The sequence below is a fragment of the Pseudoalteromonas sp. c7(2019) genome (genome assembly GCF_011378625.1).
GTDB lineage: Bacteria > Pseudomonadota > Gammaproteobacteria > Enterobacterales > Alteromonadaceae > Pseudoalteromonas > Pseudoalteromonas arctica.
The window spans coordinates 56,374-77,831 of sequence record NZ_WTKS01000004.1 but is presented as its reverse complement, the minus strand read 5'-3'; the positions used below and the strand labels follow the sequence as shown (position 1 = coordinate 77,831).

Here is a 21,458-nt window from a genome sequence, read left to right as displayed (position 1 = left end):
CTCATACTTTATTGTTATTTATGCTGCTTAAACTCATAATTGCACCTTTGCTTATTTTACTAATAACATTCGCCCAAAAACGCTTTGGTAGTTTTGTTAGCGGCATAATTCCTGGCTTGCCTATTACCTCTGGGCCTATTTCTTATTTTATAGCATTAGAACAAGGTAAATTATTTGCAGCTAACTCAGCGGTGGCCTCTCTTTATGGTATGAGCGGTATAGGCTTATTTTGTTTTAGTTACTTGGTTGTATCACGAAGATTTGGAATGCTTAAATCGCTTTTTACAGCGTTGAGTATTTGGTGCGTATTTAGCGTTATTACTTTATTTTTACCAGTGAATATTATTGTGGCGAGTGTGGTTTCACTTTGTATTTTACTCGGTTTAACTATTATCTCTACAAAGCTAAATATATCAGCTGATGCAAAACCATTAAATGCCCGCTGGGAGCTTCCGGTAAAAATGATATTAGTGACGAGCTTTATCGTGCTTGTTACGTTTATATCACAGCATATAGGGTCTGCGTGGAGCGGGTTAATATCTACCTTTCCGGTTATTTTGGCGGTAATGGGCAGTGTTGCCCATTTTAGTAACAAACAAGCCTCAACGTTTAAAATTCTTAATGGCGGTATTATTGGTTCATTAGGTGGATGTGTATTTTTTGCGGTGATTGCGTTTATGTTAAAACATAACTTTATGATTTGGCAGGTGTACGCAACAGCTGCCATTTTCTCAACGTTATTTACTATTATTTTTAGCCAATTTATTAATCGCCAATTTACCAAGCAAGCTATGCTAGACACCAAAAAAGCAGTGCTTAAGATTGACTCGCTCGGTTAACTTACATCTCTAAAGCCATTACCTAGTTATGTAGTTGAATTAACATTTCACTGGGGGTTTTATTAAAGTGGCGTTTAAATTCGCGGCTAAATTGCGATGGGCTGGTATAGCCAACCTTTAATGCAGCTTCGTTGGCTTTGCTTCCACTACTGGTTATAAGCTCTTTAGCTTTAGCTAAGCGTACTTTTTTTAAATACTGCAAAGGTGACTCAAATGTTACTTGCCTAAAAGCACGATGGAACGACGATACGCTCATGTTTACATCTTCAGCCAACCCCTCAACTGTAATTTGATTGGCATAACTACTGTGCATAGTTGAGAGCGTACGGGCGATACGCGCATAATGCCCATCATGCATAGCAAGCCCTATTAAAGTATGTCCTTGTGGACCACAAAGTACACGATATACCAATTCTTTTACTATATCTTCGCCAAAAACATCAGCCTCAATGGGGTTATTAAGCACGCTAAGTAAACGGTGGGTTACTTGCTCCATTGCGCCATCTATTTTAGCCGATTGAACGCCACTCATTTGCCCAGTGGTGAATGGCTTATGTGTACCAATTTGGTTTACTAATTTATGTAACATTACCGGGTTTATATCTATAACAATACCCATAACAGGCTGGTTGTTATCGGTAAAAGCTTCGCATTCAAGTGGCACTGGTACACCTAAAACAAGGTAGTCGCCTTCACCATATTTTATTTGATGATCAGGAAAATGAATTATCTTATGTCCTTGCCCAACAATAATAATACCTGAGTTATATATAAGTGGCTGGCGCGGCGAGCTTTTACTTGCACGATGAAAATACACACCTGGAATAATGGTTTCCATGTTGCCTTCAAAGTTAAGTAAATTATTGTGCTCTGCAAATTTTTGCATCATGTTGGCTATTGAGGACATTAAAACTTCTACTATCGTACGAATTTTGCGTAAAATATCAATCCTGACAGTTTTAGGCAAGCTTTTGCGAGTTATTGGGCTTTTTTTATGTTTATTTTGCCACTAATATGCACTCATTGAAGTTTAGCTTAGTTAGTAACTAAGCATTATATTTAGTATTTAACCGTCACCTAGGAGCAAAATAATGAAATTTAGCTACGTAAACCCAACACTTATCCAGTTCGGCCAAGAACAAATTGCCTCACTAACTGATTTGATCGCAAAGGATCAAAAAGTACTTGTAGTGTACGGCGGCGGTTCAATTAAAAAGAACGGCGTGTACGACCAAGTTGCAGCAGCACTTGAAGGCTTTGACTGGGTTGAGTTTTCGGGTGTTGGCGCTAACCCAACTATAGAAGTACTAGACCAAGCAGTAAAAATTTGTAAAGAACAAGGTATCGACTTTGTACTAGGTGTAGGCGGCGGTTCAGTAATCGACGGCGTTAAATACATTGCAGCATCTGCAGTTTATGATGGCGAAGGTTGGGATATTCCTACTGGTAAGCACACTATTACTAGCGCATTACCAATTGGTGCAATATTAACATTGCCTGCAACGGGTTCAGAGTCTAACCAAAACTCAGTTGTGAGCAAAGAAGCAACAAAGCAAAAACTACCGTTTGCATCACCAGAAGTACTTCCTAAATTTGCGATTATGGACCCTGATGTAATGAAAACATTACCACAGCGCCAACTTGTGAATGGATTAGTAGATGCATGGGTACATACCTGTGAGCAGTACCTAACATTCCCTGAAACAGCATTGGTTCAAGAAGGTTACGCAGAGGCACTTTTAAGAACGCTTAAAACACTGGGCGATAACTTTGAAAACCAAGACGACGCATGGCGTGCAAACCTTATGTGGGCAGCTAACCAAGCTCTTAATGGTTTAATTGGTTCTGGTGTATCGCAAGATTGGGCAACACACATGATTGGCCACGAGCTTACAGCTGCTTACGGCGTTGATCATGCTCGTTCACTTGCTATTGTTCAGCCTTCTTTACTACGCAACCAATTTGCAGTTAAAAAAGCAAAACTAGAGCAAATGGGTAAAAACGTATTTGGTCTTGAGCAATCTGACGATTTAGCTGAGAAAACAATTTTAGCAATCGAAGCGTTTTACCACAGCCTTGACGTAGCGACCCAGCTTACTGAACATGGCGATGATAAAGCCGCTGCTATTGACAATATTATTGGCAAACTTGAAGCACACGGCATGCTAGCACTTGGTGAAAACCAAGCTATTACGCTTAAAGAAAGCCGCGAAATTTTAGAGCAAGCAGTTGCTTAATTTTCAAAGCTAAGCGCTTACTTAAATATACTAAGTTTTAGCGTTAATAAAAAACCGTCAACCTTTAGGTTGGCGGTTTTTTTATGGTTTATTATAAATACTGCGTTGCTAATTAACCAATAAAGTCTGTATTAATGTTTTTTAATGATGATAGTAAACTGTGCTCAACGGTTAGAAAAAATCTAACGATTAAATAAATTAAAACAGGACTAAACTCATGAAATTACTAAACACATTACTTAGCTCAAAAGCAGGCGTAGCAGCATTAATTTTACGAGTACCAGTTGGCCTTATTTTAGCGGCGCATGGTGCACAAAAACTATTTGCTTGGTTTGGCGGTTACGGGCTTGAAGGTACAGGTCAATGGATGGCAAGTATTGGTTTAGAGCCTGGCTATTGGTTAGCAATGATGGCAGGTAGCGCTGAGTTTTTTGGTGGCATTGCATTAGCAATTGGTTTGTTAACTCGCCCAGCTGCTGTAGTTGCCGGCTTTACTATGATGATTGCTATTTTTAGCGTACATATTAGTAATGGCTTATTTATGGCAAACAATGGCTATGAATACGCATTAACGTTACTTGTAGTAACTGTAGTTTTAGCAATTCAAGGAGCGGGAAGCTTTTCGCTTGATAACGTATTAGCTAAAAAACTCGCTAAAAAATAGAGTTTTTTAATTAGAAAAATAGCGGCCAATTTGGCCGCTATTTTTGTAGGTTAACTACTAAATTATTTAGCTGAAAAAGTTAAAGAATAGCTGTACTGCTTTTGCTCAAGTAAATACTCTTTATGAGTACTTGGGCTCCACGAATCATCGCCACCTACACCCATATGCTGATGATCAATGTGTACATGTACGCAATCATCAGCAATTAGTTCGTTAGTGTGTTTTGCTTGCGTTAGCGTACTTTGCGAATACTCGCTGGCTGCAAACAAAAACGCGCCAGTTACAGTTAAGTTATTAATACTCAGCAATTGGCAATCGCTACGCAGGCCATTATCAGTTGGAAATATATACGGTGTATGTAGCTCATTTAAGCTCAAGCTGTAATAACCTAAACGTGCTGCGGCTTTGCGATCTGGGTAGTTTTCAAAAGGCCCTAAACCTAGCCAGTTTATTTTTGTATCGCTTTGCTTGTTAAGCGTTGTACTTAGCCCTATACGCGGCATTGGCGGCAGAGTGTCGTTTAAGTGCACGTCAATGTTTAAGCTAATATTGCCGGTATTATTTAGTGTATATAGCCACTGTGTTTGAGCCTGTAGCACGCCATTAAATTCGTAATTAAATACACAAGTAATACGTACATCAACGCTTGATTGCACTGCGTGAATTGAGCTGCATGTGCGCTGCCATTGCCCTATACCTGCACGCAACCAACGAGCCTCCCATGCATTGGGGTCTAGATTGTCTACTTCGCTTACACCAATGTCGTTATCAAGTGGGGCACGATAAAAGTTATCAACCAGTGGGCTACTAATAACCTGAGTATCGTTTTGTAACCACTGCTCTATAAGCCCTGATTGTTGATTAAAAATCAGTTTAAATTTATCGTTTTCAATACTTAGTTGAGAGTCGGTTTCGCTAACACTTATAGCGTTTTGCTCAGATGATGATACAAATAACTTACTGCTTAAATTGTTACTATTTATAAGCTTAAACTGCTCTGAATCCATAACGTGATTAGCGTTTGCAAAGTGTGAGTCGTTAACTAATGCTACATCTAAATTAAGGTAATATTGCGCACCTTGCTCAAACGCTGTTTCAGTTTTAATAGTTAACGTGTGTGTACTTTGCGGAGCAATATTAAGTACATGCTCGCCTTGCTCAACACAGATGCCATTTTGCATTAACTGCCAAATAAGCTTTTCGTTATCGGTATGTCTAAATACGTAATCGCTAAATACATCAATGGTGTATTGGTTTTGATTTTGCTCACGCAATGTAAATTGTAAATGTTGCTGGCTGTATTTAGCTTCAAACAGGCTAGGGTGCGGTGTTCGGTCTGGGAACAATAAGCCGTTTATACAAAACTGTCGGTCATTTAGTTCATCACCAAAGTCGCCACCGTAAGCCCAGTAATGCTCACCGTTTTCGTCTGTTTTAGATAAACCTTGATCTACCCAATCCCAAATAAAGCCGCCTTGCAAACGCGGGTATTCTCTAAATGCTTGCCAGTAATCGTCAAAGCTACCTAGGCTGTTACCCATTGCGTGAGCGTATTCACATAAAATAAGTGGGCGAGTTTCACCCGGTAGGCTTAGCCACTTTTTAATAGAGTATTTAGGTACCGCATCGTCTTTAATATCGGTATCTACACGGGCGTACATTGGACAAATAATGTCGGTAGCCGTTGTATTTGCGCCGCCGCCTTCGTATTGCACTGGGCGAGAGGGGTCAAAGCTTTTTGACCATCCGTACATCGCATCGTGGTTGGCACCGTGCCCGCATTCGTTACCCAGTGACCAAATAATAATAGAGGCGTGGTTTTTATCGCGCTCAACCATTTGCGTATAACGCGACATAAATGCACCAGCCCACTGCGGATCGCTAGCTAAACGCCCCATAGGAAACATGCCATGGGTTTCTATATTTGCTTCATCAACTACGTATAAACCTAGCTGGTCACATAGCTCATAAAAACGGGGATGATTAGGGTAGTGAGCAGTACGCACGGCGTTAAAGTTATTTTGCTTCATCAGCTTAATATCTTCAATCATATCGGCGGTAGTAACTGCATGACCGTTTTCTGGGTGGTGTTCGTGGCGGTTAACACCGCGAATAAGTAGCGGCTTGCCGTTTACACACAGTTGCCCGTTAAGCATTTCTACTTTTCTAAAGCCAATGTCGTAGGCTTCAACATCGACGGTATTGCCATGCTCATCAAGCAGACTTACAACGCAGCGGTATAAGTACGGGGTTTCGGCGGTCCATTTTTTAGGGCTTTGTATATCAATTGTTTGAAATACAACATCGCTCCAGCCACCTTTTTCATCAACACGTTTATTGTTAGTACTTTGAATTTGTGGCTCACATAGTGGTGTTTTATCATCAAAAATTTGCACTGCTACTTGGTAGTTATTCGGCGCATTAATCGCCGTTTTTATATGTAGTGCTGCATCGCGATAGCAAGCGTCTAAATCGGGGGTTATAAACACATCACGTATTTGGTTTTGTGGTTTTGTAAGTAAGTTAACATCGCGAAAAATACCGCTTAGCCACCACATGTCCTGATCTTCTAAATAACTGCCATCGCTCCAACGAATAACCATAACGGCAATACGGTTAGTGCCTGCAACTAACAGTTCGCTTAAATCAAACTCGCTCGGTAAACGGCTATCTTGTGAATAACCCACCCACTGTCCGTTACACCACAGGTGAAACGCCGAGTTAACGCCTTCAAAAATAATATGATTACGCTGAGTTAGCTGACTTTCGCTTATATTAAATTCAGTGCGGTAACAGCCTGTAGGGTTGTCGCTTGGTACAAAAGGCGGGTTAACTGCAAATGGGTACTTAACATTACAGTAAATAGGTTTATCAAAGCCGTGTAATTGCCAGTTAGAAGGCACTGTAATACTTTGCCAGTTGCTGTTTAGTGTTTCACTTAGCAATGGCTCATCAACCGCTTCGGGTTTATCAAATAATTTAAAGTCCCATTGCCCATTTAAACACTGTTTTTGTGGCTGTGTATTGGTGCGAGCATGTTCAACGCTTTTAAAACCATTGAGTGGGCTGTGCGCTTTTACTTGATTAACTTGTACTGAAATTGGGTTTTCCCAATCTCGGCGATTAATTATGTGCTGTAAAGAGGTCATGTTTATCCTATTGCATAAGCGGGCAATTATAATGCGCTAAATATAGCTAAAAATAATCGCAGGGGTTATGCTTAAAGCTCTCCTTTATTTGTCCAAAACTATCATTGTAATTATGCGCTATAATATTAAAGACATACTCGATATTGGTCCGCGTTGTATAGAGCGCTTTATTGATTCACAAACGCTCGCGCAAATGGCAAACCTTGAAATAGCACTTGCGGGTTGCTCAAACCTATCGGGTCGTTATTGCGTAGCACGCTCAGCACCGCTAGAACATACACTTTTTTATACGCTTGCAGGGCAGGGTAAATTAACAACACAAAATGAGCAGTATACACTTAATGCCAATACACTTATTGTGCTACCAACAAAGCAAAGCTTTGAAGTGAAAATTGATGCTGAACATTGGGATGTTATTTGGTTAAACCTTGCAAATACTAAACGTTGGCAGCATTTAAACTTAGCGCAAGCACTGGTACTAACCGAGCAAAAACTTGAACCGTTACACCTTGCTATGGAGCTTTTATACAGCGAGCCTAATGCTAATTTACGCGAAAGCGTAACGCCTATTTTAAGTCATTACTTAAATGCTACGCTGCAAAATAACTCACAGGGTGCGGCGCATAACCGTTTAATTAGTCTGTTTGAAGAGGTAGACAAGCGCTTGCAGTTTGATTGGACAATAGAGGTAATGTGCGAACATGTGCATTATTCATCGCCGCATTTACACCGTTTATGCCAAGCCCAATTTGGTAAAAGCCCAATACAACAACTTATTTATTTACGCATTGAGCGAGCTAAAAACTTACTGTTAAACACGGCTTGGCCAATTTCGCATGTGGCAAGTTATGTGGGGTACTCTAATATTTTTAATTTTTCCAAACGTTTTAAGAAGTCGGTAGGTGTGTCGCCAAGCGAATTTAGAAAATAACGTTAGCGGCTCTCTACATTTGAATAAATTTAAGGTATTGTGCGATTTCTTAAATTGCATTTTAGAGTTTTAGGTAGGTAATGCGCTCAAACCGTTTTTTAATAGTGATATTATTAGTGCTTGTACATAGCTTTATTAGCTGTGATGGTGCTGCGTATCATTTGCAAGAAGACGTTGATCACGTAACCAGTTCGTTATCGCAAGGCGACTCCACAGCCGATGATAACCAAAGCGATAAGACATCAACTACCGAGATTCATGCCCACCAACATTGCCATTGTGGCTACAACAGCACCTCTAGCCATTCAATAAGTCCAGAGCAAAGTAAAGCAACTTCGCCTGCGTGCTATAACGGGTTAAATTACCCGCCAGATGTACCGCCACCAAATTTTTATAGCTAGCTTTTAATTTTAAATACTTTGTAAAAACTGCCTGCGCTTGTGCGCTATTAGGCTAGTTATTTACATATTTAGGTTGCTTGATCGCGCTTGTTTTTAAAATAGGCGTAGTGATTAAGTTAACTCTGTTTGTTAAAAAACGGACACGCTATATGAATAAAAAACCAATTATGCTGGTGGCGCTAATGTGCGCGCTACCTGCTTTTAGTACTTGGGCGAATGTTAAAACATTAACCCTTAAGCAGGCACTGAGTAATACCGAACAACAAAATCTGGTATTAAAACGCTACCCGTATCATCAAAAAATATTGAGTGCGCTTAAATCACAAGCTGCACTTTCGCCTAATCCTGTATTGAATGTTGAAGCTGAAAACTTACTGGGTACAAACAAGGCGCGTGGCATTCAAGGCGCTGAAATAACACTTGGGCTTAGCCAACTAATAGAGCTGGGCGATAAGCGCCAAAGCCGTATTAATTACGCAACCGCCAATATTAAAGCTCAAGCAATACAGTATCAAAATACCCGTTTAGCCTTATTAGCAACCACTGCTGAGCGATACTACCAAGGGCTTAAATTTCAAACATTATTAAGTTTAAACAACGAGCGTAAACAGGTCGTTATCCAAGCGCTTAAAGCGATTGAACAAAGAGCCAATGCGGGTGCTGCGTCGCAAGCTGATGTAACGCGCATGCGTTATGCACTTAGCCAAGTAGAGCTTAATAAAGCCATGCTTAATAGTGAATTTGAGCGAGCAAGTTTATCGCTTAACGAGCTGTGGAGTGAGGAGCAACCCTACGATACTTTTGCTGGCAATATTAATGTAATTACTGCGCTTAAATCAGCGCAAGCACTTTTAGATGCGGTTAACCAAGCCCCTGAATTTGCATTATTACAACAGCAATATTTACAGCAAACAGCTAATTTAACACTGCAAAAAGCAAACGGACAAAGCGATATTAATGTAGGGGGAGGCGTGCGCTATAACCAACAAAGCGACTCCAGCTCATTAGTGTTTTCGTTTTCTATGCCACTGCAATTAAGTAATTCAAATAGCGGAAATATTGCAGCTGCAAATAGTCAGCTCATGCTTTTAAATGAGCAGCAAGGGCAATTGCGCATCCAGCTACGCCAGCAAGTACGTACTTTGTACGCTTATTATCAAGGTCGAGCTAATCAGGCGAAGCTATTATCTGATCAAATTATTCCTCAGGCACAAACATTGATCGAGCAAAGCTTAAAAAGTTATCAACGCGGACAAATATCGGTGTTGCAATTGCTTGATGCTCAACAAGCACTTTTTGATTCTAAACGCACACTTATTACCACTCACGCAGAGCTGTACCAAGTGCTACTTACTCTTGAGCGTTTAACAGGCCAATCTTTAATTGAGACTCATCAATCATGAATAAAAATATAATCGCATTATTAGTATCACTTTCGTTTGCCAGCAGCTTTGTAAGCACAGGTGTATTTGCCTCTGCTGAGCATGACGAGTCAGGTCATAAAGAAACAGAGCAACACGAGAAAAAACAAGGTCCACACGGCGGCTTTTTATTAACTGACCCTAAATTAACCCTTGAGCTTAAATTGCAAGAATTTGCAGGTAATGTTGAGCTACGTGTATACGGCTATAAGCAAAATAAATCGATTAATATAAACGACTTAAACATAACAATGAGTTTAAAGCGCTTAGTTGAAGCCCCGCAAAATATACAGTTTGCAGCTGAGGGCGACTACCTTGTTAGCACGCAATCAATTAACGAACCGCATTCGTTTGCACTTACCGTTACTGCTAATTATAAAGGCGAGAGCATTAGCTATGAATACGACCAACACGAAGGCCGTACCACGTTAACAGAGCGAGCTATTGAGCGCGCAGGCATTAAAACCGAGATAGCGCAAAGTGGTGAAGTGGATATTACCGATACGCTTTTTGGCGTTATTGCACCAACACAACATGGCACGGTAGAAGTAATGGCGCCGTATGCCGGATTGATCAGTGATATTTTTGTAAGCATTGGTCAAAACGTTAAAAAAGGCGAAGTACTTGCCAATGTAACCAACCGTGAAACACTGCAAAACTACCCTATTAAAAGCCCTATTAGCGGCGTTGTAACCGAGCAATACTTAAAGCGTGGCGAGCTTGCAAGCACCAGCGCACTGATGCAGGTAGTTAACCTTAATAAAGTATGGGTTGAGTTATCTGCTTTTCCTGAAAATATTGAAAAACTAGCCATTGGTCAAAGCGCTAAGGTGTACGACTTACATCACCATTTAAATACGCAAGGCAAAGTGTTTTTTATAGCCCCAATGATGACTGGCGGGCACATAGCGCGTGCCCGTATAGAGCTTAATAACCCAGACGGGCATTGGCGCCCAGGCATGCATATAAATAGCGATGTAAGTGTGGCTAAAATAAATGCCAGCGTGCGTGTTAAGCCACAAGCAATTCAAGAATTTAACGGTCAACCCAGTGTGTTTGTTCGTAAAAATAATGTATTTGAAGTGCGTCCCGTTACCTTAGGTGCAAAAAATAGCGAGTGGGTAGAAGTACTTACAGGCTTAAACGCAGGTAGCGAATACGTAACAGACAATAGTTATGTCATTAAAGCTGATATTTTAAAAAGCGGCGCAAGCCACGCTCACTAGGAGGCACCATGATTAATTGGATAGTTTCTTTTGCGGTTAAACGCCGCATGCTGGTGCTTGCGCTTACATTTTTATTTGCTGGATTTGGTGTATACAACATTCAAAATTTAGCAGTAGACGCAGTACCCGATATAACAAACGTACAAGTGCAAATTAATACCAAAGCGCAGGGCTTTACGCCATTAGAGGTAGAGCAACGCATTACCTATTTGGTAGAAACCGCCATGGCGGGCATACCTAAGCTTGACTACACCCGTTCGCTTTCGCGTTATGGGCTTTCACAAGTAACGGTTATTTTTAATGAAGGCACCGATATTTATTGGGCGCGTCAGCAAATTGGTGAGCGTATTCAAAGTATTCGCTCCGACTTACCTAATAACGTAGAGCCAAACTTGGGTCCTATTGCCAGTGGTTTAGGCGAAATATTTACTTACAGTGTGCACGCCGCGCCTAATGCGTTAAAAGAAGATGGCACCGCCTACAACGCCGAAGACTTACGTACTTTGCAAGATTGGGTTATTCGTCCGCAGCTTTTAAAAGTAAAAGGCGTAACCGAAATAAACAGCCAAGGTGGTTTTGAGCGCCAATACCAAGTAGCGCCAGTACCCGAAAAACTCATTGCCTATAAGCTTACTATTAGCGATGTAATTAGTGCACTTGAGGTTAATAACAGTAACCGAGGCGCAGGCTATATTGAGCGTTTTGATGGGCAATATTTAGTACGCTCGCCAGGGCAGTTAAAAACCATTGATGACATAGCCAATACCGTTATAGCTAAGCGCGACGATGCACCTGTACGCATTAAAGATGTGGCTAACGTGCTTTTAGGCAAAGAGCTTAGAACTGGCGCGGCCACTTATAACGGCGAAGAAACCGTGCTCGGCACCGCCATGATGCTAATTGGCGAAAACAGCCGCGTAGTGGCAAAAGCTATGGCTGATAAGTTAATTGATGTGCAAAAAAGCTTACCCGCTGGCGTTATTGTTGAGGCAGTTTACGACCGTACTACTCTTGTTGATAAAACCATAGCAACCGTGCAAACCAACTTATTTGAAGGTGCCATTTTAGTGATAGTAATTTTGCTATTACTGCTGGGTAATGTAACGGGCGCGCTTATTACGGCAATGGTTATTCCGTTGAGTATGTTGTTTGCCGTTACAGGTATGGTAGGTAATCGCGTATCGGGTAACCTAATGAGTTTAGGCGCAATCGACTTTGGTTTAATTGTTGATGGTGCTGTAATTGTAGTTGAAAACTGCCTGCGCCAACTCGGTGTAGCTCAGCATAAACATGGCAGGCTACTTACTTTAAACGAGCGTTTAAATGTAGTGACCGCAGCCACCAAAGAAGTATTTACACCGGCTGTATTTGGCATTGTTATTATTATGCTGGTTTACTTACCTTTATTTGCACTAAGCGGCGTTGAAGGCAAAATGTTTCAGCCAATGGCGTTTACTGTAGTTGCGGCGTTAATTGGCGCGCTTATATTTGGCGTTACATTTGTACCGGCTGCTATTGCAGTGTTTGTTCGCGGTAAGGTTGATGAAACCGAAAACGCAGTCATGCGCGGCGTTAAAAAAGTGTATAAGCCATTACTTGGTATATCGCTTAAATTACCGTGGTTGATGGTGGGTATAGCCACTGCATTAGTATTGGTGCTTGGTTTTAAAGTTAAAAACATGGGCGCAGAATTTTTACCAAAACTTGATGAGGGCGATATTGCTATGCACGCGCTGCGCATTACTGGCACCGGTATTGAGCAATCTGTGCAAATGCAAAAAGAGCTTGAGCAAGCCATATTAGATCAGCCTGAGGTTGCTAACGTATTTTCAAAAATTGGTACTGCCGATGTAGCAAGCGATCCTATGCCGCCTAATGTGGCCGACACCTTTTTAATACTCAAACCGCAAGATGAGTGGCCTAATCCAGCACTTACTAAAGCAGAATTGGTTCAGCAAATTCGTACCCGTGTTAACGATGTACCGGGTAATAATTACGAATTTACACAACCAATAGAAATGCGCTTTAACGAGTTAATTGCTGGCGTGCGCGCCGATGTGGCACTGCGTATTTATGGTGACGACTTAAGCGTACTTAAAGAGTTTGGCGAAAAAGCCACAGGGCTAATGCGTAATATTGCAGGCGCTACCGATGTACGTTTGGAGCAAATGGAAGGATTGCCAACACTTTCGGTAACACCAATGCGCGACCATATGGCGTTATTGGGTTTAAGTGTAAACGATATTCAACAAACACTTGCCGCCGCTGTTGGTGGTGTGCAAACCGGACTAATTTACGAAGGTGATAAACGTTTTTCGTTATTAGTGCGCCTTGATAAGCGTTGGTCTAGCGATGTATCAGCACTTGCTCGTTTGCCAGTTGCTTTACCTAAAGATAGTAACCCAGAACTTGCATTTGTACCGCTTGGCGAAGTAGCAACAATCAGCATTGAAAAAGGGCCTAATCAAATAAACCGCGAAAGTGGTAAGCGCAACGTCGTAGTAACTGCCAATGTAGAGGGGCGCGATTTAGCAAGCTTTGTAAGTGATGCGCAAGCGAGCATGAATGAATCACTTAATTTACCAAGTGGCTATTGGCTTGAATACGGCGGCACGTTTGAGCAGCTACAATCGGCAAGTAAGCGATTGTCGTTGGTTGTGCCGGTCACTTTACTGCTTATATTTGGCTTACTGTATAGCGCCTTTGGATCGCTTCGTGATTCATTGATTATATTTAGTGGTGTGCCACTGGCATTAACGGGTGGTGTGCTTGCGTTATTGCTGCGCGATATGCCGCTTTCAATATCAGCGGGTGTCGGCTTTATTGCCCTAAGCGGTGTCGCGGTATTAAACGGCGTGGTTATGCTGTCGTTTATTAAGCAATTACGAAGCGATGGTTTAAGCTTGTTTGATGCAATTCACAGCGGTGCATTACAGCGCCTGCGCCCAGTATTGATGACTGCGCTGGTGGCAAGTTTAGGCTTTATACCTATGGCGCTTAATTCGGGAACGGGTTCTGAAATGCAAAAACCTCTCGCGACAGTAGTGGTTGGCGGGATTATTTCATCAACTCTACTAACACTGTTAATTTTGCCCGCGCTTTATAAGTTAGTACATTCTAAATTTACTAAAAAGCAGAAGCTGAATTAGTTTAAATACTAGCTATTGATAATGTAATAAAAAAAGCAGCTGTACTTACAGCTGCTTTTTTATTTGGGTATTATTTAGCAAAAATACTACATTAATTATATTGAAACAGATTATCCCAACGCTCATCTAATATCGTTTTTGCGTGTTCTAAATTTATTGCGCTATACACATCACTAGTGCACGTTACCAAACGCATACGTACCAGCTTTTCAAGTGCGTCGCTAATTTCAAAATCAAGATCGCACTGGTATTTGCTTTTAAACCAATGCTCTATTTGTTCATCAAGCGTTTGGGCGGTTAAGCCGCTTTCTGATTTTAGTAAAAAGGTATACGCAAGCAGGGCTTCTTTTATGTCTTCTTCTTCGGCAGCGTCAATAAGCGTGTGAAAAACACCCGCGTTATTATCAAGGTTTTTAAAGTAGAGGTTATCGCTAAGCGCTTTCATAAATTTAATTTTACGGTTTTTAAACTTACTCCATTCTTTAAAAATAAAGCTGCCAAATACTCCCATGCCAATAGCAAAGGTAATAAAATGTTGTTGGGTCATTTCTACAGCTTCACTTCTAAAACCACCCCAAAAAGCAAACAAAGCAAGCAATAATACGATTGATGCGCCAAGTTTAGTTATAAGTACCACTGCACCGCCAACTAAAGCCGATGAGCCAATAATTGCTTTATCAATAGGGCGCATGCGTACTTCGCTATTAGGAAATAGCATTTCGAGATCGGCCTTTGGCACATTTTGAAACAGCTTTACTATGGTTGAGCTTGGCTCAAATCCCATTGGCGTTTTATTTTTAGTTTCAAAATAAGCGCTGTCTTTAAAGCGAATAAACACGGCAACACGGTCGTAATTAGTAAAGTGCAGCGGCTTTTTACGCAAGCCCCAAAAGCTGGTAATGGTTTCAGTGAGTTGCGACTCGCCACGGCGATAAAAAACCACTTCTTCAAAGTCGTCAAATTCAACTTCAAGGCGCACCTTAAATAGTGACTCTTCGTTTAATGCATCTTGTAAGTCTTCATTGGTGATCACTTCAAAATTAGCGGCATTAAGCACCTTAGCAAAATCTTTAGCAAACTCATGTTGGCACTGCGCTTTTTGATCCGCCGATACTGGCGCTAACGATCGCGTGTCACTGTTGGGATCAAAAGGGGCGTAGTTGTTTTTAAGTGACTCAAGTGTTGAGTGGTAATCGTAATGAATAAGGCTTGCTAGTAAATCGCAAAATTGTTTAAACGATGTTTTTTGTGTACTGCTTTTAAGCTCTTCGCTACACATATCAACAATATCTTGCTTTCTAAAGGGAATAAAACGCGCACTTTGCATAAATTAATAACTACTGTGATAGGGAATCTAACTGCATGGGCACATAATAAAATATTCTTATGGATATTACTAATTTGTTAATGCAGTAGGACCTAGTAAATTTAGTACACTGTTTTCAGCGTGTATTAACCTAAATGTGTAATTATTGGCTTATTGAATACTCTTGTTCTTACTGATAAGTGAAAAGGATTTACTATGGCCATTCAAAAAAAACTAAAAGAAAAAACGCGTAATTTTATTGACTCTAAGCATATGCTTAGCGGTATTACAGTGGCGTCGTTTTTAGAGTCAACCATAGTTCCTATTCCACTTGAAGCAGTGCTTGTGCCTCTTATGCAGGCTCGTCGAGAAAAGCTATGGCTTATAGCATTAATGGCGACCTTGGGCTGCATAGTAGGCGCTTTGTTTGGTTATGCGTTGGGTTATTATTTATTTGATGCGGTTGGCGATTGGATTATTAATACGTTTTCGAGCCCTGAGCAATTTGAAAACGTTAAACAGCAAATGCAAGATCAAGGTTTTTGGTTTGTAATAACACTAGGCATAGTGCCTATTCCGTTTCAAATAGCGATGCTTGCAGCTGGCGCGACTAAGTACTCTATTTGGCTGTTTTTGTTGGCCTCGGGTATTGCGCGTTCTATTCGTTACTTTGGTCTGGCTATTATTGTTTATTATGCAGGTAATGAAGCTGAGCGAATCATTAGTAAACACAAAACTAAGGCAATGGTTTTAATAACGTTACTTGTGTTAGGAGTTTGGGGATTAAGCTTGGTGATTTAAGCTCATTATTAAAGGTTATTAACCACCTTATTCTAATAAGCCTTTTTGGTAATGTGCTATAGTTTTTTAATATAGTATCGAAAAGCTTAGGGTTAATATGATTGAAACTGTAAAACTCACTATCAGGCTTTCTAATTTTTTTAAAATGAGCTGGAAAAATAAAACTGTAAGCCTATTTTTATTAGCTTATATTGTTATTTTTTCAGCCTACTCCCTAACTAACTTTCCTCCCTTACAAGTTCAAAATAATGTTTACGGTTTTACAACTGATTTTATTAATTTAATTGTTCTTATTTTTTTATTTTGGATGGTTCAGTGCTCCAAACTTTCAAAGCTTGCATATACATTTTCGACTCTCGGATTAATGCTCTGGTCCATGGGTAATACAGCTGATTTAATCGATGAGATAGTGATACAGCCTTACTGGGTAAGTATTTATTTTGAAGATTTATGCAGAACCAGCGGTATGCTTTTAACTTCCTATGGTTTATTTAAAACGATGCGCTTTGTACAAAGTATTAATAATCGATTAGCGCGTGAGCTAATTATTGACGATTTAACCAAGGTACATAACAGACGTTATTTTTATCAGCACGCTAAAGATGCTCAGCACTCACCTTACGTTATTTTAATTATCGATATAGACCACTTTAAAGCAATTAATGATGAATTTGGTCATGATGTTGGTGATGTAGTGCTTAAAGAACTAGCAACTAAATACGACAATGCTTTTACGCACCAAAACAAGTTTGCTCGTCTCGGTGGTGAAGAGTTTGGTGGCTACTTGCCTACAAATAATATGACGCAAGCGTGTGATTTTTCGCAGCAATTAATTGATCTTGCGCACACCATAAATGTTCAAAATTCTCGCCACTTAACAGTAAGTATAGGTGTTGCAATGCAAACGCCTAATGAGCCTTTAGATAAAGTAATGAAGCGCGCTGATCAAGCTTTATATTTAGCTAAGAAGAGTGGCCGAGATCGTTTTGAAATTGCCCCGTAAGCGTTTTTAATTATATAAAAACACGTCCTTATTGTTTGCACATTTACTACACTTTTTAACGTTTTCGTAAGGAAATGTCAGTGAGGGTAATGCTTTGTAAATCATGAAATTAAAATAGAATGTTTGGGTCATAATGGGGATATTAATAATAAGGAATAACCTTAATGACCAACTCCCTTTTAAAAGCTGCATTACCCTTAAGTCTAATTACTATTTTGTCGGGCTGCGGCTCTGATGATAGCTCAAGCTCTACAGGTTACATCCAATTGTATAACGGCTCTTACAATAGCCCATACACACGTTTGTTTGTTGAAGAAACAGAGCGTTCAGGCGCTGATTTTGCCGATGTAACTACTCGCCATAACTACAGCACAGGCACTTATGATGTAAGTTTTGAGTACCTAGATGCTAACGACAGCTATATAACAATTAGCGACCAAGAAATTTCTATTAAAGGTGACAAAACACAGTTAGTAGTAATGAGCGGCAATTTTGATGAGCCTACATTTACAGAGCTTAGCGTACCTATTACAAGCGATACGGGTGAGTTTAACTTAGGGTTTTATAATATTGCAGGGGAGGATACTAACTACGATATTTACTTAGCAACTGATGATGGCGTATTTGAAAGCGCGACACTTTTTTCATCGGCTCAATATTTAAGTGAGTTAGATCTGCAAAGCGTTGATGAAGGTTATTACACTGTTTACATAACCGAAGCGGGCAGCAGTGATGTTGTGTACGAGTCGTCATCTGTTTATTTATACGATGAAGCAAGTTATGTAGCAATGATCCGCCCAAGTTACGCTACAGAAGAAGGCGGTATTACGCTTGATGTAGTAACCGATAATAACTACGTTACTGAGCTTAAACATCAATCTGCCCTGGGGCAATTACGTTTTATAAATACGGTTGATGACTACTCGCCAGTAAGTTTTTCTGCTACACGCGGTACAACTGTAAACACAACAAATACAGTTGCTAGTGACTCTTATACAGATTATGTTGAACTTTCGCCTAATAGTTACAGCGTAGCGATGTACGACGAAGAAGGTACAAAACTAGCTGATAACTTTTTAATGACGCTAGAGCGTGAGCAAAGTGCGGTGGGTATTTTTTATAACGACGCAGATAACGGTTTACGTATGATGAGCGTTGAAGAAAACCTAACACCAAGTAGTTACAGCCATACGGTATCGGTTGTAAACCTAATTGAAAGCTACGCAGGGCAATCGGTTTCAGATGTTGATGTGTACTTTACACTTAACGGCGAAACAGTAGACGACACCAGTAACGTAGTCGATGGCCTAGATAAGTATGACCAAGAAGAACAGGTTGTAGATAACGAAATTTACACGGTTTATGTTGTCTATGAAGATAATGGTCAGCAAATTGTGCTTATTCAACAAAGCGATATGGACTTTACACAAGAGGGTAACTACATATTGATTTTAGAGCATGATGAAACAACAAGCTCAGGTTATAAAATGACCCTAGAGCGCACTATTACCGATAGTGTTGAATAAATCTAAACATATTAAGTAGCATAAAGCCTAAGCACTTTAAGTACTTAGGCTTTTTTATTGAACAAAATTTACCTACTCATTAATAATTAGGTACACTCTGGGCATAATAATTAATAAGAGTGTGCCATGGATGATTTAGTTGGGTTAGCCGTCATAGTAATACTGGTTGTAGTTGCCGGTGCTATTTGCGGCTTAATAGCGCTAGTGCAGTTAAATGGATTAAAACAAGAAGTTGCTGTTTTAAGAGCCAAAATAACACATCTACAAACACATAAATCGATATCGCAAAGAGAACCTCAAAGTGAAGCATCTACGGCTCAGGCAGCGCTTTCAAGATCAGAGCCAATTGATCATAAAGCACAGCCAAACTTAACGTCCCAAAACGCGTCGCCACCTGTAATAAATCAGCTATCAGCGCCTCCTAAAAAAGCCAAACCAGCTGAAGCATCAGCCATAGAATTACTATTTAATAAATTACGCGCAGGGTTTGAAGAGAACTGGATGACCTGGATAGGCGCAATAGCGCTTGCGTTTGGGGGCATATTTTTAGCTAAATATAGCCTCGAAGCGGGGTTACTATCGCCTGTAATGAGGCTGAGTTTAGGCGGCTTATTTGGGCTTGGCCTAATTGCAGCCTCAGCTTATTTACACCATAAACGCATTGTATTTGAAGGCTTTAATAATTACATACCCGCAGCGCTTGCAAGCGGCGGGTTTATTACCTGTTTTGCTTTAACGCTTTTAGCTTACAGTAGCTACGATATGCTTAGCTCTACCGTGGCATTTTTTGCACTGGCAGTTATTGCGATTAGTGCAAGTGCAATGGCGCTTAGGTTAGGCCCATTATTAGCGGTATTAGGTATTATTGGCGCTTATAGTGTACCAATATGGGTTAGCACTGGCAGTGGTAACTTGTTTGCATTATTTATGTATGTTGGCTTTGTAAGTTTGTCAGCCGCGTTAGTTGCACATAAAGTACAGCGAGCTTGGTTGTGGTATTTATTATGGGCAGGGCATATTGGTTGGTATTTAGTTGGTTTTACATTACTTAAAATTAATACCGTTTGGTTAATGGGGGCATTTGCTTTACTTAGTATTATTGGGTTAATTGCTATACCACGCTTAGGCCTAAAACTGAATGTTATTGAACATCGCCCGCACAGTTTAAAACGCTTAATTAAAGTGCTTCCAGATCATGCATTATTACTCGCCTTTATGGCGCCCTTAATATTTACCATGCTAATAAGTCACTTTGATATGCAGTGGCAAACAATCGGCGTGTTAAGTATTGTATTGGTGTTGTTTTTAGTCCTTAAAAATAGCCGTTGGGATATTTGGCAGGGTGTAGCGTTAGTTATTTCAACGCTATTAGTGATAGGCGCTCAGCGCACGCATCTTTCGCCAAACCTATTTGATGACGCACTCTTTATATTCAAAAATGAGTATGGTTTGGGTTTATTTCTCGGATTGTTACTTACCGCTTTTGGGCTTTATTACGGTAAAAAACAGATTAAGCGTTTAGCGTTTCATATTACGGGGGCATTTAGTGTATTTGTAATGATAGCGACTTTATATACGCTTATTCCTAATTCTGCGTTAAGTACTGCATATCCACTTTGGGCCGTTGTATTGTTTGTAGTGGCAGCTATTTTAATAAAGCTCGCGCAACATAATACAACGCTATTTCAGCGTTTTACTTATTGGGTAGGCGCTAATGCCAATATTACGTTAGCAATTACCATGCTACTAAGTGACAGCGGCCTAACCATTGCTCTTGCTGTACAAGTATTACTTATAAGCGTACTTATTAAACGCTATAGCGTGCCTATGCCACATTGGCCTATAAAAGCCTTGGTTGCTGCGTTATTACTGCGCCTTACGCTTTCACCTTGGACGCCAAGTTACGATGCACTCACGGTATTTGGTTTGCATTGGAGCATAGTGGTTTACCCGTTATGCATTGCGTTATTTTTTGCCGCAGCTAGGTGCTTTAAAGCATCTCAATTAAAAGTATGGTTAGAAGGTGCAGCCCTTCATTGTTTAGCGCTTTTTATTACAACCGAAACAAGTTATCAGTTAGTAGGGCATTATCCGCAATTTGATTCACTTAATTTTTACGAACAAATACTCCTTACCTGTAACTGGCTGGCATTAGGGTGCGTGTATTTACATAGAGCAAAACTTGCCGGTACTTTAGCTAAGTTATACCAAGTGGCGGGCTTTGCACTTGCAGGGTTAGCAGGGCTTTTTGCTATTAAAACACTGCTTGACGACAACCCATTATTTGAATCACTTTACATAGGTGAGCTGCCAATATTTAACTGGTTATTACTATTGTGGTTAGTACCTGCAGGATTAACGCTTTGGCTGGCCAAGCTTGTAAAACCAATAAACGCTAAAGCTACGCCATTTATATTGGCCGTTGCGGGTGGGTTTATATTATTGGCAATAAACAGCTTTATTCGCCAATACTGGCAAGGGCCTTATATTTACTTATCAAAAGGCGCAAGTAATGCAGAGCTTTATAGCTACTCTGTTATTTGGTTAGTAATGGGTGCGGGTACTGTTATTTTTGGTCATTTAAAAAACCAGTTATTAATACAAAAAGTAGGCTTAGGCTTACTAGCTGCAGTTATTGTTAAAGTGTTTTTAATTGATATGGCTAACTTGGAGGGCTTACTTAAAGCGCTTTCGTTTATTGGATTAGGACTTTCGTTGGTGGGGTTAAGTTGGTTGTTCCAAAAGCTTAGAAGCCGAGTAAATCCAGTTTAACTTTTGAACACTTTATAAAGCAAAGCCCAGTGA

The 21,458-nt window shown here is 40.3% G+C and carries 15 protein-coding genes; 12 read left to right on the top strand and 3 right to left on the bottom strand.

Features of this window, described 5'->3' with window-relative positions:
• Nucleotides 1-20 precede the first annotated feature (20 nt).
• The gene (locus tag GQR38_RS05720; protein ID WP_165722061.1) at nucleotides 21-839 is read left to right on the top strand and encodes a hypothetical protein; all 819 of its coding nucleotides are present in this window, start codon (nucleotides 21-23) and stop codon (nucleotides 837-839) included.
• A gap of 22 nt (nucleotides 840-861) precedes the next feature.
• On the opposite strand, the gene GQR38_RS05715 is transcribed toward GQR38_RS05720, so the two are convergent.
• Nucleotides 862-1,746, bottom strand: coding sequence for an AraC family transcriptional regulator (locus GQR38_RS05715; protein WP_024594102.1), 885 nt, complete (start codon nucleotides 1,744-1,746; stop codon nucleotides 862-864).
• A 184-nt stretch (nucleotides 1,747-1,930) separates the two neighbouring features.
• Here GQR38_RS05715 and GQR38_RS05710 point away from each other — a divergent pair, with 184 nt between their 5' ends.
• Both GQR38_RS05710 and GQR38_RS05705 read left to right on the top strand, forming a co-directional pair.
• Nucleotides 1,931-3,076, top strand: coding sequence for an iron-containing alcohol dehydrogenase (locus tag GQR38_RS05710; RefSeq protein ID WP_007587207.1), 1,146 nt, complete (start codon nucleotides 1,931-1,933; stop codon nucleotides 3,074-3,076).
• A gap of 217 nt (nucleotides 3,077-3,293) precedes the next feature.
• Nucleotides 3,294-3,740 carry a DoxX family protein gene (locus tag GQR38_RS05705; RefSeq protein ID WP_101216754.1) on the top strand — a complete coding sequence of 149 codons (447 nt, stop codon included), beginning with the start codon at nucleotides 3,294-3,296 and terminating at the stop codon, nucleotides 3,738-3,740.
• Nucleotides 3,741-3,802: 62 nt separating this feature from the next.
• On the opposite strand, the gene GQR38_RS05700 is transcribed toward GQR38_RS05705, so the two are convergent.
• Complete coding sequence (locus tag GQR38_RS05700; RefSeq protein WP_165722060.1) at nucleotides 3,803-6,889, bottom strand: beta-galactosidase; 3,087 nt, start codon at nucleotides 6,887-6,889, stop codon at nucleotides 3,803-3,805.
• Nucleotides 6,890-7,001: 112 nt separating this feature from the next.
• Between GQR38_RS05700 and GQR38_RS05695 the strand changes: the two genes are divergently transcribed.
• From GQR38_RS05695 to GQR38_RS05675, 5 genes are all read left to right on the top strand, one after another.
• A complete protein-coding gene (locus GQR38_RS05695; RefSeq protein ID WP_165722059.1) occupies nucleotides 7,002-7,820 on the top strand; it encodes an AraC family transcriptional regulator in 819 nt (272 codons plus the stop codon).
• A gap of 80 nt (nucleotides 7,821-7,900) precedes the next feature.
• The gene (locus tag GQR38_RS05690; RefSeq protein ID WP_008135125.1) at nucleotides 7,901-8,221 is read left to right on the top strand and encodes a hypothetical protein; all 321 of its coding nucleotides are present in this window, start codon (nucleotides 7,901-7,903) and stop codon (nucleotides 8,219-8,221) included.
• A 149-nt stretch (nucleotides 8,222-8,370) separates the two neighbouring features.
• A complete protein-coding gene (locus tag GQR38_RS05685) occupies nucleotides 8,371-9,624 on the top strand; it encodes a TolC family protein (protein WP_165722058.1) in 1,254 nt (417 codons plus the stop codon).
• Nucleotides 9,621-10,868: an efflux RND transporter periplasmic adaptor subunit gene (locus GQR38_RS05680; protein ID WP_165722057.1), complete on the top strand. Its 1,248-nt coding sequence runs from the start codon at nucleotides 9,621-9,623 to the stop codon at nucleotides 10,866-10,868. The genes GQR38_RS05685 and GQR38_RS05680 overlap by 4 nt, the downstream gene beginning before the upstream one ends.
• Before the next feature lie 8 nt (nucleotides 10,869-10,876).
• Entirely contained in the window at nucleotides 10,877-14,017 is a 3,141-nt protein-coding gene (locus tag GQR38_RS05675; RefSeq protein ID WP_165722056.1) for a CusA/CzcA family heavy metal efflux RND transporter, read from the top strand.
• A 91-nt stretch (nucleotides 14,018-14,108) separates the two neighbouring features.
• Here GQR38_RS05675 and GQR38_RS05670 read toward each other — a convergent pair whose 3' ends face one another.
• Nucleotides 14,109-15,344 carry a TMEM143 family protein gene (locus GQR38_RS05670; protein WP_007587190.1) on the bottom strand — a complete coding sequence of 412 codons (1,236 nt, stop codon included), beginning with the start codon at nucleotides 15,342-15,344 and terminating at the stop codon, nucleotides 14,109-14,111.
• A gap of 195 nt (nucleotides 15,345-15,539) precedes the next feature.
• On the opposite strand from GQR38_RS05670, the gene GQR38_RS05665 reads away from it, so the two are divergent.
• From GQR38_RS05665 to GQR38_RS05650, 4 genes are all read left to right on the top strand, one after another.
• Nucleotides 15,540-16,124: a VTT domain-containing protein gene (locus GQR38_RS05665; protein ID WP_010554604.1), complete on the top strand. Its 585-nt coding sequence runs from the start codon at nucleotides 15,540-15,542 to the stop codon at nucleotides 16,122-16,124.
• Between the two features lie 97 nt (nucleotides 16,125-16,221).
• Nucleotides 16,222-17,127, top strand: coding sequence for a GGDEF domain-containing protein (locus GQR38_RS05660; RefSeq protein ID WP_206006072.1), 906 nt, complete (start codon nucleotides 16,222-16,224; stop codon nucleotides 17,125-17,127).
• 164 nt (nucleotides 17,128-17,291) lie between these two features.
• Nucleotides 17,292-18,653 (top strand): hypothetical protein, encoded by a 1,362-nt coding sequence (locus tag GQR38_RS05655; protein WP_165722055.1) that lies wholly within the window; start codon nucleotides 17,292-17,294, stop codon nucleotides 18,651-18,653.
• Between the two features lie 126 nt (nucleotides 18,654-18,779).
• Complete coding sequence (locus GQR38_RS05650) at nucleotides 18,780-21,425, top strand: DUF2339 domain-containing protein (protein ID WP_165722054.1); 2,646 nt, start codon at nucleotides 18,780-18,782, stop codon at nucleotides 21,423-21,425.
• Nucleotides 21,426-21,458: the final 33 nt, after the last annotated feature.